This window comes from Cellulomonas sp. RIT-PI-Y (assembly GCF_025642745.1).
GTDB lineage: Bacteria > Actinomycetota > Actinomycetes > Actinomycetales > Cellulomonadaceae > Cellulomonas.
Genome location: NZ_JANZKP010000001.1, coordinates 31,306 through 43,668 on the forward strand (window position 1 = coordinate 31,306; position 12,363 = coordinate 43,668).

At 73.4% G+C, this 12,363-nt stretch carries 12 protein-coding genes; 1 reads left to right on the forward strand and 11 read right to left on the reverse strand.

The annotated features are described in order from the left end of the window. Positions 1–109 precede the first annotated feature (109 nt). Complete coding sequence (locus OGL89_RS00150; protein WP_263117959.1) at positions 110–463, forward strand: HigA family addiction module antitoxin; 354 nt, start codon at positions 110–112, stop codon at positions 461–463. Here OGL89_RS00150 and OGL89_RS00155 read toward each other — a convergent pair. The 11 genes from OGL89_RS00155 to OGL89_RS00205 all read right to left on the reverse strand — a co-directional run bounded on the left by OGL89_RS00155 (position 460) and on the right by OGL89_RS00205 (position 12,338). Beyond that, positions 460–1,128 (reverse strand): response regulator transcription factor, encoded by a 669-nt coding sequence (locus tag OGL89_RS00155; protein WP_263117759.1) that lies wholly within the window; start codon positions 1,126–1,128, stop codon positions 460–462. The genes OGL89_RS00150 and OGL89_RS00155 overlap by 4 nt on opposite strands. After that, positions 1,125–2,450 carry a histidine kinase gene (locus tag OGL89_RS00160; protein ID WP_263117760.1) on the reverse strand — a complete coding sequence of 442 codons (1,326 nt, stop codon included), beginning with the start codon at positions 2,448–2,450 and terminating at the stop codon, positions 1,125–1,127. Before OGL89_RS00160 ends, OGL89_RS00155 begins: the two co-directional genes overlap by 4 nt. Positions 2,451–2,530: 80 nt before the next feature. After that, positions 2,531–4,396: an ABC transporter permease gene (locus OGL89_RS00165; protein ID WP_263117761.1), complete on the reverse strand. Its 1,866-nt coding sequence runs from the start codon at positions 4,394–4,396 to the stop codon at positions 2,531–2,533. Beyond that, the gene (locus OGL89_RS00170) at positions 4,393–5,136 is read right to left on the reverse strand and encodes an ABC transporter ATP-binding protein (RefSeq protein WP_263117762.1); all 744 of its coding nucleotides are present in this window, start codon (positions 5,134–5,136) and stop codon (positions 4,393–4,395) included. Before OGL89_RS00170 ends, OGL89_RS00165 begins: the two co-directional genes overlap by 4 nt. A 114-nt stretch (positions 5,137–5,250) precedes the next feature. Continuing rightward, entirely contained in the window at positions 5,251–5,913 is a 663-nt protein-coding gene (locus OGL89_RS00175; protein WP_263117763.1) for a response regulator transcription factor, read from the reverse strand. A gap of 73 nt (positions 5,914–5,986) precedes the next feature. Further along, complete coding sequence (locus tag OGL89_RS17045) at positions 5,987–7,210, reverse strand: histidine kinase (protein WP_263117764.1); 1,224 nt, start codon at positions 7,208–7,210, stop codon at positions 5,987–5,989. Positions 7,211–7,255: 45 nt separating this feature from the next. Beyond that, positions 7,256–8,242 (reverse strand): glycoside hydrolase family 130 protein, encoded by a 987-nt coding sequence (locus tag OGL89_RS00185; RefSeq protein WP_263117767.1) that lies wholly within the window; start codon positions 8,240–8,242, stop codon positions 7,256–7,258. Between the two features lie 3 nt (positions 8,243–8,245). Next, a complete protein-coding gene (locus tag OGL89_RS00190; RefSeq protein ID WP_263117769.1) occupies positions 8,246–9,076 on the reverse strand; it encodes a carbohydrate ABC transporter permease in 831 nt (276 codons plus the stop codon). Between the two features lies 1 nt (position 9,077). After that, entirely contained in the window at positions 9,078–10,019 is a 942-nt protein-coding gene (locus OGL89_RS00195; RefSeq protein WP_263117770.1) for a sugar ABC transporter permease, read from the reverse strand. Position 10,020: 1 nt separating this feature from the next. Further along, entirely contained in the window at positions 10,021–11,304 is a 1,284-nt protein-coding gene (locus OGL89_RS00200; RefSeq protein ID WP_263117771.1) for an extracellular solute-binding protein, read from the reverse strand. Continuing rightward, positions 11,301–12,338 (reverse strand): LacI family DNA-binding transcriptional regulator, encoded by a 1,038-nt coding sequence (locus OGL89_RS00205; protein ID WP_263117772.1) that lies wholly within the window; start codon positions 12,336–12,338, stop codon positions 11,301–11,303. Before OGL89_RS00205 ends, OGL89_RS00200 begins: the two co-directional genes overlap by 4 nt. Between the last annotated feature and the right edge of the window lie 25 nt (positions 12,339–12,363).

A 12,363-nucleotide genomic window follows, 5' to 3' on the forward strand; every position in this document is an offset into this window, starting at 1 on the left:
TGAACCCGGTGGTCACCCTCGCGGTGGAGCTCCGTCCCGAGGGGGAGGTGGTCCGAGCACTCAACTCCGACCCGGACCGCACTCCATCGCGGCCACGAGCACCACCCCGCTGCGACGACGAGCCCACAGTGGAGGCCGGACGACGACGGAAAGGACAGAGATGAACGCCGCCCCGCACCCCGGCGCGGTCCTGCGCGCGCAGTTCCTGGATCCCCTGGGCATCAGCGCCTACCGTCTGGCGCGTGCGACCGGGCTCTCCCCCACCCACGTCGGACAGATCCTGCGCGGCCGACGCGGGGTGAGCACCCGCGCGGCCCTGCGGCTGTCGAAGGCGCTCGGGCTCCCGGACCGGTTCTGGCTGGACGTCCAGGTCGGCTACGACATCGACCGCGAGCGCGGGTCGCCGTCCTCCGGTCTGGAACAGGTGGAGGTGCTGGTCGGCCGACCGGCCCCGGCGTCCTAGCTGCCCAGCCCGTTCCGGTACGCGAACACCACCGCCTGCACCCGGTCCCGCAGGCCGAGTTTGGTCAGCAGGTTCGACACGTGGGTCTTGACGGTCGCCCGTCCGAGGACCAGCTCGGCGGCGATCTCGTCGTTGCTCAGGCCACGGGCGACCAGGCGCAGCACCTCGGTCTCGCGGTCGGTCAGCTGATCGACCACCACCGGGCACGGCTCCGGACCGGGCTCGTCGGCGGACGGGCCGCCCATCGCGCGGGCGATCACCGAGCGGGTGACCTCCGGGGAGAGCAGCGCGTCCCCGGCGGCGACCGCCCGGACGGCGTCGGCGAGCTGTTCCGGGCGCGAGTTCTTCAACAGGAACCCGGCGGCCCCGGCGGTCAGCGCCTCGACCAGGTAGTCCTCGCGGTTGAAGGTGGTCAGCACCAGGATCGCGCTGTGCAGCGCCGGATCGGACCGGATCTGCCGGGTCGCCTCGATGCCGTCCAGCTCGGGCATCTGCACGTCCATGCAGATCACGTCCGGCCGGAGCTCCCGGGCCAGGTCGACCGCCTCGCGACCGGTGGAGGCCTGACCGACCACGGTCAGGTCCGGCGACGCGTCCAGGATGGTGGCCAGCGCCGCACGCAGCAGCGCCTGGTCGTCCGCCAGCAGGACTCGGATCTCGCTCATCGGTCGTCCCGCTCCCGCATCGTGGCGAGCGGCACCCGCGCCCGCACCAGGTACCCGCCGCGGCCGCGCGGCCCGGCCTCCAGCGATCCGCCGTCGGCGGCCGCACGTTCTCGCATCCCGACCTGGCCGAGTCCGCCACCGCCGACCCTCGCCCGCCGGCTCAGTCCGCCGCCGTCGTCGGTGACCTCCAGCTCCACCGCGTCCTCGGCGTAGCGCAGTCGGACATCGGCCCGGGCGCCCTCCCCGGCGTGCTTGCGGGTGTTGGTCAGCGCCTCCTGCGCGATCCGGTACAGGTTGAGCGACACCAGCGGCGGCAGCGGCCGGACCGCGCCGATCACCTGGAAGGTCGCCCGCACCCCCGCCTCGGTGGACTGCTCGGTCAGGGCGGGCAGCTGTTCCACCGACATGGACGCGACCGCCTGCGCGGAGGCCGCCGGAGCGCCGGCCTCGCGCAGCGTGCCGAGCACGCCCTGCAGCTCCCGGATCGCCTCCCGTGCGGACTCCTCCACCTGCTCCAGCGACGCGGCGGCCCCGGCCGGATCGGCGGCGAGCAGCACCCGCGCGGCCCCGGCCTGCACACCCATCAGCGAGACGTGGTGGGCCACCGCGTCGTGCAGCTCCCGGGCCAGCCGCAACCGTTCCAGCGCGACCGCCTGCTCCTCGACCACGCGCCGCTCGGCGACCAGCTGCTCCCCGCGCCACTCGGTCCGCGCCCGGTCCCGGGCCGCGTTCCACGCGTGGTCGCCGAAGTACCAGGCCCCGGCGAAGTAGAGCAGGTTGGTCAGCACCTGGCTCATCAGGTAGGCGGCCATCGGGGAGAAGGCCCCGGCCCGGGACAGCCCGGGGATCGCCTCCGGGTCGGTCACGGACTGGAAGATCGTCACCAGCAACCACGCGAACATGCCGACGACCACCACGGCCCGGACCCAGAACGCGCGGGCCCGCCGGGGTTCCCAGGCACCGACCGTGTACAGCGCCATGAACAGCGCGATGTTGATGAACAGCGTCTCCGAGACCTGGAGAGTCGCGGTGACCACGAACATCGCGGCGCAGGCCAGCACCACCCAGGACGGCCAGCGGCGGCGGACGGCCAGCGGCAGCACGGTCGCCGCCAGGCAGGCCACCGCCACCGGTCCGGAGGCCGGGTCGTCGTACAGGCCGACCACCTGCCAGAGCGCCAGATCGAGCACCGCACCGATGAACAGCACGATCGCGATCAGGACGTCGGCCCGGAGCTGGTCCGGGGTCGGGGCGGCCCGGCGCCAGCGCGGGTCGTCGGGCGTCGCGTCGGGCAGCGGGTCCGTCATGGTGGGGGCACGCACGCCAGACACCGTAGCGACACCTGAGCGGGGCCTGTGCCGCGGTCCCGCCGGACGAGGACCGCGGCGACCGCGCCCCCGGGTCAGCCGCGCGGGTGCACGCCGATCACCCGGGAGGCCGCCCACACCGGCAGCGGCAGCCCGATCAGCACCACCACCGCGGTCAGCCCGGCCAGCGCGCCACCGTCGATCGTCGGCACCGGGACCCCGGTCAACCCCTGTCCGACGCCCAGCAGCGCGGGCAGGACGCACGCCATCCCTGCCAGCAGCGCCACCACGGTGAGCAGGGCCGACTCGGCGGTGACCATCCCGAGCAGCTGACGCCGGGTCGCGCCGGTCCGGCTCAGCAGGGCGAACTCGGCCCGCCGCGAGCCGACCAGCATCATCAGCGTGTTGGCCGCGGCCACCGCGATGAAGGCCAGCAACGCGAACAGGAGCGCCGCCGACAGCTGCTGCTGCCCCGCCGACTCCGCGCGCACCTGCGCGGCGTACCCCGCCACGTCGGTCACGGTGAGCCCCGACGCCCGTGCCTCGGCCGCCCCGGAGTCCGAGCGCAGCAGCAGCACCCGATCGGTGGGCGACGCGCCGAGCTGCTCCCCCGTGGCGTCGCCGATCAGGTAGTCGCCGAGGCCGAGGCTCCGCTCGTAGGTCGCCACCACGGTCAACGTGCTCTCGACGCCGTCCAGCCGGACACCGATCGCGTCGCCGACCGAGGCCATCCCGCCCAGCGCCGCCTCCCGGCTGACCGCGACGGTGCCCGGCGAGGCCAGGTCGGACAGCGAGCCCGAGCGGACGTCCGGGTCGATCAGGCCGGTGTCCGTCGGCACCGTGCGCAGCGCGGTGGTCTCCCAGTTCAGTCCGTCCAGGAACGGCAGGTCCTCGTCGTCCTGATCCGTCCACACCTGGGCGGTCACCAGCGCCGTGCTGCCGGCGGTGCCCGCCGTCCCGGCCGCCAACCGGTCCAGCACGTCGTCGTCCCCGCGCACCACGAGGTCGGCGTCGATCGCCTCCCGCACCTGGCGCTCCGCCCCGTCCAGCACCGCGACGTTCACCCCGGACTGCACCACGCCCAGCGCGAGCAGCAGCATCAGCGGGACGACCGCCCCGGTCAGCCGCCGGGAGAACCCCCGGGCGTTGGTCAGCGCCAGGGTGCCGACCGCGCCGGACCGGCCGCCGAGCAGGCGCAGACCGCGCCGGGCCACCCAGCCGAGCAGCAGCGGGCCGATCAGTGCGGCCGCGATGATCAGCAGGAACGCGGACACCGTGGCCGCGGCGCTGCCGAGCAACCCCGGCAGGACGAACGGCACCGCCGCCACCACCAGGCCGGACGACGCGAGCACCGCCGCCGTGACGGTCCGGCCCCGGGACAGCCCCGCCGGCTCGGTCGCGGCGGACCGGACCGCTCCGGCAGGACTCAGGCGGGCGCTCTCCCGCCCGGCCAGTCGCGCGGCACCGACCGCGGTCGGGACCAGCAGCGCGAGCGTCGCCAGCACCGGCCAGCCGGAGAACCCCAGGCGGAAGCCCTCCGGCAGCACGCCGCCCCCGGCGAGCGGCCCGCCGAGCAGGGGCGCCAGGACCAGTCCGGACAGCGCACCGAGCGGCGCCGCGACCGCGAACACCAGCAGCACCTCGGCCGACACCATCTGGCGGACCTGCGCGGTGGTGGCGCCGACCGCGCGCAGCAGCGCGAACTCCCGGGCCCGGGGCCGCAGCGCCGCCGCGATGGTGGAGGCGACCACGAACAGCGCGATCAGCACGGCCGTCCCGGCGAAGGACGAGGCCACGGTGACCAGCATCGATCCCGCCTCACCCGCGCGGATGCCACCGGTCAGCCAGGCACCGGTCGCGGTGAGCAGCGCGGCGGCCAGCGCGACCACCACGGCGCTGCCCGCGAACGACGACCGGTGCACGCGCACCGCCGACCGGGCCGAGGTCCACACCGCGCTCATCGGGCCAGCTCCATCATCCGGGCGGTCACCTGGGCCGCGGTGGGGGCGTCCAGGTGCCCGGCCAGCCGGCCGTCCGCCAGGAACACCACGCGGTCGGCCGCGGAGGCGACCTGCGGATCGTGGGTGACCAGCACCAGGGTCTGCCGGAGCGCGGACGCGGTGTCGCGCAGCACGCCGAGCACCTGCGCCCCGGTGTGCGAGTCCAGCGCGCCGGTCGGCTCGTCCGCGAACACCACCGCGGGCCGGGTGATCAGCGCCCGGGCGATCGCCACCCGCTGCGCCTGGCCGCCGGACAGCTCGCCGGGCAGCCGGTCCGCCATCCCGGTCAGCCCGACCGCGGCCATCAGCCAGTCGCGCAGCTCCCGGTCGGGCTCCCGGCCGCCGAGCAGCAGCGGCAGGGCGATGTTCTCGGCCACGGTCAGGTGACCGACCAGGTTGTAGGCCTGGAACACGAAGCCGACCCGCTCCCGGCGCAACCGGGTCACGGCGTCCGGGGACAGCGCGCCCAGATCGGCGTCGCCGATCAGCACCTGACCGCTGGACGGAGTGTCCAGCCCGGCGGCGCAGTTCAGCAGGGTGGACTTGCCGGAGCCCGAGGGGCCCATCACGGCGGTGAACGAGCCCGGGGCCAGGCTCAGGGTGACCCCGGCCAGCGCCTCGATGCTTCCGGTGCCGTTCGGGTAGCTGCGGCGCACCTGCACCAGGCGGACGGCGGGTTCGACGAGGGTGGTGGTCGTCATGGCGGACTCCTCCGGTCGGCGGGAAACGTGTCCCTCGACGCTAGGAATCCGCGGTGCTCCCCCTCCAGCCGCCCCCGGCGGAACTACCGGACCTGCATCCTTCGATGGAGGGGGTCAGTCCTCGGGCACCGTCACGACCCGGTTCTGGTAGGCCCAGACCACCGCCTGCAACCGCGAGCGCACCCCCAGCTTCGGCATCATCCGGGCCAGGTGCGACTTCACGGTGGACACCTCGACCACCAGCTGGGCGGCGATCTCCTCGTTGGACATGCCCTGGGCGAGCAGCAGCAGGATGTCCCGCTCCCGCCCGGTCAGCAGGTCCGCCCCCCGTTGGAGCGAGACCGGCTGGAGCCGACGGCGCTCGGCGAACTCCCGCAGCACCCGGTGGGTGAGCGTCTGGTCCAGCGTGCCCCGGCCGGCGGCCACCTGGCGGACCGCGTGCACGATCGTCTCCGGCTCGGCGTCCTTGAGCAGGAACCCGGCCGCACCCGCCTCCAAGGCGCCGAACACGTAGTCGTCGAGGTCGAAGGTGGTCAGCACCAGCACCGGCACGGCGGGGTCGGCGCCGGCCAGCTCGCGGGCGACGCTGATCCCGTCCCGGCCCGGCATCCGGACGTCGAGGCAGACCACGTCCGGCACCCGCTCCCGGGCGAGGCGCACCGCCTCGTCGCCGTCGGCGGCGGCACCGACCACCTCCAGGTCGGGTTCGGCGCCCAGCAGGGTGGTCAGTCCGGCACGGACCAGCGGTTGGTCGTCGGCGATCAGCACCCGGGTCACGGGGCACCTCCAGGGCATCGGTGGTCGTGGACGGTCGTCGCCCGCGCGTGCGCCCGGACCGGTGCCGGCCCGGTCACGGGTCGCCGGCCGGATCGGTCCGGTCCCGCGGGACGGCGAGCCGCACCTGCCAGCCGCCCTCCACCGTGGCCCCGTGCCGCAGCGTCGCACCGACCAGGGCGGCCCGCTCGGCCATCCCCCGCAGCCCGTGTCCGCCCTCGGAGGCCGGTGCGGGCACACCGGTCGGCGGTCCGTTCCGCACGGTGATCACCAGCACCTCCGGGTCCTGGTCGTCGACCGTCACCTCGCGCTCCGACCCCGGGGCGTGCGCGCGTGCGTTCGACAGCGACTCCTGCACCATCCGGTAGGCGGCCAGCTGGCCGAGCGGGCCGATCCCGGACCCCAGCGGCTCGCCGGTCGGTGACGACAGCACCTGCAGCGTCACGTCCGTGCCGACCAGCTCCGGCACCGAGGCCAGGCTCCAGGCGCTCAGCTCCGCCGGATCGTCCTCCCGGAGCAGCCCGACCAGACGACGCAGATCGGTGAGCACCACCCGGCTCTGCTCCCGCACCTGCCGCAGGCCGTCCCGCGCCGCCACCGGATCGGTGTCGAGCTGCCGGTCGATCGCCGAGGCCATCAGCGCGATCCCGGACAGATGGTGCGCGGCGATGTCGTGCAGCTCCCGGGCCATCGCGGTGCGCTCGGTCGCCACCGCGGTCCGGACCAGGGCGTCCCGCTCCCGGGCGAGGGCCCGCAGCTCACCCGCCTGGGCCGCCCGCACCGCCCGCCGCGATCCGACGATCTGGGCCGGGACGAGCCCGATCGCCACCAGCAGCAACGCCTGGCCGACGGCGGCGAGCAGCAGGAGCGGCGTCGTCCCGGCGTCCAGCGCCGTGGCCGCCGTCAGCAGCGCGACCACGGCGGCCAGCACACCCCACATCCGTCGCCCGCCGACCGTCGCCCGGTAGACCACCACCACCGGTGCCAGGGTGACCAGCCCGGCGGCGCCCGCAGGCCCCGCCAGGGCCAGCAGCACCGGCACGGCGGCGACCACCAGCAGGGCGGGCACCGGCCGGGTGCGCGCCCACAGCACCGGTGCCGCCTGCACGGTCAGCGCCAGCAGCACCGCCCACCAGCTCCCGGACCCGAGGGCGGGGAGCTCCACCGGCTCGGCCGGGTCCATCGCGCTCACCGCGGGCAGGACCAGCAGCCCGGCCACCGCGGCGAGCCAGGTGATCGCGGCGGCCAGCGCGTCGCGGCGGTCCGGGACCGCGCGGTCGGGGCCGGCGTGGAGACTCACGGTCGGCATCGTGCCACGCCGCGGAGGCCCGGGGACCGCGGGGCGTCAGCCCCGCACCGAGGCGCCCCACGAGCGGGCGGGGTCGTGCACCGCCACCGCCAGCGTGGTGTCGGACTGCCCGTAGTAGGCGAACCACCGGCCCCGGAACTGCACCAGCCCCTCGACGAAGGTCACGTTCGACACCAGACCGTTCCGGTCCTCGAAGGTCTGCGGCCGCAGCCAGGGCTCCTGCAGGCGCGCGAGCACCCGGGTGGGCTCGTCCGGGTCGATCGCGATCTGCCCGCAGCGGTAGTCCACGTCGACCCGGCCGTCGTCGTGGACGGTGCGGGTGGCGCCGTTGGTCAGCATCACCAGCAGGCCGTTGTCGGTCAGGACGGGCGAGGTCCCGATCTCGACCAGGTCGGCGTCGAAGGACCCCGGTGTCGGCGCGTACATCGGCTCGGTGTCGGGGGTGCCGGGCGTCCAGTGGATCAGGTCCTCGCTGGTCGCCCAGTACAGCGCTCCCTCGCCGAAGTACATCCACCAGCGTCCCTGCATCGGGAACGGCACGATCACCCCGGCCTTGGACCAGTCGTGCCCGCGGGGGTCGACGGTCGCGAAGGTGTCGAAGCCGTCGAACAGCGGGCCGTGCCGGGTCCAGTGCCGCAGGTCGGTCGAGGTCGCCAGGCAGAGCCGGGCCGCGTGCCGGTCCCAGCCGGTGTAGGTCAGGTAGTACGTGCCGTCGATGCAGACGACGCGCGGGTCCTCGCAGCCGTACCGCTCGTAGTCCTCGACCGGCGACAGGATCGGCTCGGCCTCGCGCTCGAAGGTGAGGCCGTCGTCGCTCCGGGCCAGCCCGATGTGCGACACGATGTCCTCGGCGTGCGCGCGGTAGAGCAGGACCACCTGGTCGTCGACGACCAGCGCGGCCGGGTTGTAGAGGTTGGCGGACTCCCAGCTCCCGCCACGCGGCCGCAGCACGGGGTTGTGCTCGTAGGGGACGAACGGGCCGAGCGGGAAGGCCGCTCCGGTGAAGATGCTGGTGGCGGACATCGATCAACCTTTCACGGCGGAGCCGAGGTCGGACGCGGTGAAGTACCGCTGGAACAGGCAGAACAGGACGACCACCGGGAAGGCCAGCGCGGCCGCCCCGGCGAGGATCGCCCCGTTGGGGTTGGCCGTGGACTGGGCCACGTTGGAGATGTAGTTGGCCAGGGACACCGCGAGCGGCTGCATCGTGGCGTCCTTGGTGATCAGGAACGGCCAGAGGAACTCGTTCCACGGCCCGATGAACGTCACCAGCACCACGGTGGCGAGGGCGGGCCGGACCAGGGGCAGCGCGATCGACCGGAGGATCCGCAGCTCACCGGCCCCGTCGATCCGCGCGGCCTCGAACATCTCCCGGGGCAGCGCCCGGAAGAACTGGGTGAAGATGAACACCGCGGTGGTGTTGATCGCGAACGGCAGGATCATCCCGAGGTAGGTGTCCCCCAGCCCGTAACCCCGGGTGATCTGGACGTACAGCGGGATCATCAGCAGCTGGAACGGCACCATCTGGACCAGCAGCATCAACACCCAGGTGAGCCGGCGGCCGAGGAAGTCCAGCCGGGCGACCGCGTACCCCGCGAGCGTGCCGCACACCACCGTGCCGAGCAGCACGCCCCCGGTGAAGACCAGCGAGTTCAGCAGCGAACCGGCCAGGTCGATCCGGGAGTCGATCCGGGTGAAGTTCTCCGTGGTCCACCCGGAGGTGGGCAGCAGCCGGTCCGGGGTGTTCGTCGGGTTCTCCTGGAAGGCCCCGACCAGCATGAAGAAGAACGGGAAGGCGAACACCAGGGCCATCAGCCCGAGCAGCACGTGGCGCAGCGCGCCCGACCAGCGTCGCATCTCACTTCTCCCGGTTCAGTCGGTTGGCGGCCAGCGACAGCAGGCCGACCACGATGACGAGCAGCATCCCGATCGCCGCCGCGGTGTCCGGGTTCTGCTGCTGGATGCCGCGCTGGTAGATCAGCAGCACCGGCGTCGTGGACGCCCCGTCGGGCCCGCCGCCGTTGGTGAGCAGATAGGGCTCGGTGAACAGGTTGGTGCCGGTGATGATCGCGAGAATCAGCGCCAGCGTGGTGGCGGACCGGACCCCGGGCACCGTCACGTTGAGGAACCGCTGGAACCCGTTCGCCCCGTCGGTCTCGGCCGATTCGTACAGCTCCCGGGGCACGTTCTGCAGCGCCGCGAGGTAGAGCAGCACGTAGAAGCCGAGCTGCTTCCAGGTCACGTACAGCGCGATCGTCGGCATGGCGAGGCCCTTGTTGATCAGCCAGGACGGGTCGGGGGCCAGGGGCCCCAGCACCGCGTTGACCAGACCGCCGGAGGAGAACAGCAGCATCCACACCCCGACCAGGGAGACGCTCGCGGTCAGGTAGGGCACGTAGTACGCCACCCGGTAGACCGAGGCCCAGCGGACACCGGCGTTCAACGCCGACGCCAGCACCAGTGCGAGCACCACCGTCAACGGCACGTTGATCACCAGGAACACGGCGGTGTTGCGGAACGACGCCAGCACCTGCGGATCGGTGAGCACCGTGACGAAGTTGTCCAGCCCCACGAACGGCTTGTCGACCTCGACCCCGGGCGCGGTGAAGAAGTAGTCGTGCACCGAGATGTAGGCCGCGAAGCCGAGCGGATAGGCGAAGATCGCGAGCACGAACACCAGGTAGGGCGCGGCGAACAGCGTGCCGATCGGCTGCCCGCCCCACCACCGGCGCCGGGTCCGGCCCGCCGGGGCGGACGGGTGGGTGCGACCCGTCCGCGCCCCGGTGGTGACGGCGGTCATCTCAGCCACCGACCAGCGCGTCGACCTTGTCGGCCGCAGTCGAGAGGAAGTCGTCGACCGAGGTGCCGCCGAAGATCACCGCGGAGGAGTACGCCTCCCGGAACGCCTGCCAGGCCTCGATCGAGTTCGGGATGCTCGGCACGTCCCCGGTCCGGCCGGCCTGGTCCGCGAAGACCTCGTAGGCCGGGTTCGCGGCGAAGTAGTCCGGGTAGGTCCCGGCCAGGTCCTGGCGCAGCGGCATCTGACCGGTGGCCTCCAGCAGACCACCGTCGTTCTCCTCATTGGTGGAGAACTTCAGGAACTCCCAGGCCGTGCCCTGGTTCTCGCAGGCGGTGAACATCGACACGTTCTTCGAGTCCGCGAAGGTGGTCACGTCCGCCCGCCCGTCGGAGGTCGGGACCGGCATGAAGCCGACGTCGATGGTGTCGCCGTAGGAGGCGATCGCCCACGGACCGGCCAGCTGCATCGCGGTCTGACCGGTGGCCATCGCGTCGTCCGTCGACTCCTCCTTCGGTGCCAGCCCCTCGGAGTAGACGGTCGCCCAGAAGTCCGCCACCGCGTGACCCGCCTCGTCGTCGAAGGTGGCCTTCCCGTCCTCGACCAGCAGGGTGCCGTCGGTCTCGGCCAGGTAGAGCGGGTAGAAGTCGAACCAGGGCTGGTAGAAGTCGTTGGTCGGCGACGGCCAGATCGCGCTGGGGGCGGCGCCGGAGTCGACGATCGCCCGGGCGCCGTCCAGGAACGCGTCGTAGGTCTCCATCCCCGGGTCGTCCGGGTCCAGTCCGGCCTGGGCGAACAGCGCCTTGTTGTACATCACCATCACCGGATTGGACTTCCACGGCAGCTGGTAGGAGCCGCCGTCCGTCTGGTAGACGTCGACGCCGTCCCCGCCACGGTCGGCCAGGTAGTCCGCGCCGTCCGGGAACGAGGCGAGGTCGACCAGGCCGCCCTGGCGCACCCAGCCCGGCACCGCCGCGCTGGAGATGTTGTAGACCAGGCAGGGCGCGGTCCCGGCGGTGATCGCCGCGGTGATCGCCTCCTCGGAGGAAGCACCGGCCGGGATCTCCTGCGCGGTGACCTGCTCGTCCGGGTGGTCGGCGTTCCAGGCGTCGACCACGTCCTGACCCCAGCCGACCTCCTGCTCGTTGTTGGACAGCCAGACCGTGATCGGGCCGGTGGCGTCGTGTGCAGCGGCATCGCCGCCACCAGCGCCGTCGGAGCCGCCGGAACAGGCCACGGTTCCCAGGGCGACGGCCGCGACCAGGGCGGCACTGCGGATGAACCTCATCGGAACTCCTCCTCGAGCTCAGAACGGGGATGGTCGGACGCGGGGGCGTCGGTGCTCCCGCGCAGTCGCAGGACCGTGCAGTCGACGGTCACGGAGGTGGGTGGCTCGCCCGCGATGTCCGCGAGCAGCCGTGAGGTGGCGACCCGGCCACGACGGGCCGGATCGGTGGAGACGGTGGTGAGCGGCGGGCTGAGGTGGGCCGACAGGTGGTCGTCGTCGAAGCCGGCCACCGCGAGCTCGCCGGGGATGCGCACCCCGCGGCTCTGCGCGTAGGACGATCCCGCGATCGCCATCGTGTCGTTCGCGTACAGGATCGCGGTCGGCGGCTCCGGCAGGCTCAGCAGCTCCGCGGTCACCGCGCGTCCGCTGCCCGCGGTGAAGTCGCCCTCCCGCAGCAGCTCCCGGGACCCGACGGCCTGGACGTACGCCCGCGCCCGGGCGTAGGAGTGCACGTAGTCCAGCGGACCGGCGATGTGCGCGATCCGGCGGTGCCCCCGGCCGCGCAGGTACTCGACCAGGTCGCGCACCGGCTCGGCGTCGTCGGTGCGGACGCAGGACAGCGTGGACGGCCCGTCGTAGGCGCCGAGCAGCACCGCGGGCAGCCGGAGCTGGCTCAGGAACGGCACCCGCCAGTCCTCACGGTGCAGGTCGAGCACGATCACGCCGTCCGCGCGGCCGGCGACCATCGCCCGGTAGGCCCGCTCCTCCGCGGCCCTGCTGCCGACCACCTGGAGCACCAGCGCGACCTCGCGTTCGGCGAGCGTCTGCTCGACCCCGGCGATGAACGCGGGGAAGAACGTGTCGGACGCCAGGATCGCCGGATCGCGGCGCAGCACGATGCCGATCGCGTTGGCCCGGCGGATCGCCAGCGCCCGGGCGCTGGAGCTCGGCACCCAGTGCAGCTCCTTCGCCGCCGCGAACACCCGGGTCCGGGTGGCGGCGCTGATCGGCCGGTTCCCGCTGTAGGCGTGCGAGACCGTGGCCTTGGTGACGCCGGCCGCGCGGGCCACGTCGGAGATGGTCGGACGGGTCATCACCACTCCCTCGTGATGGACGAGA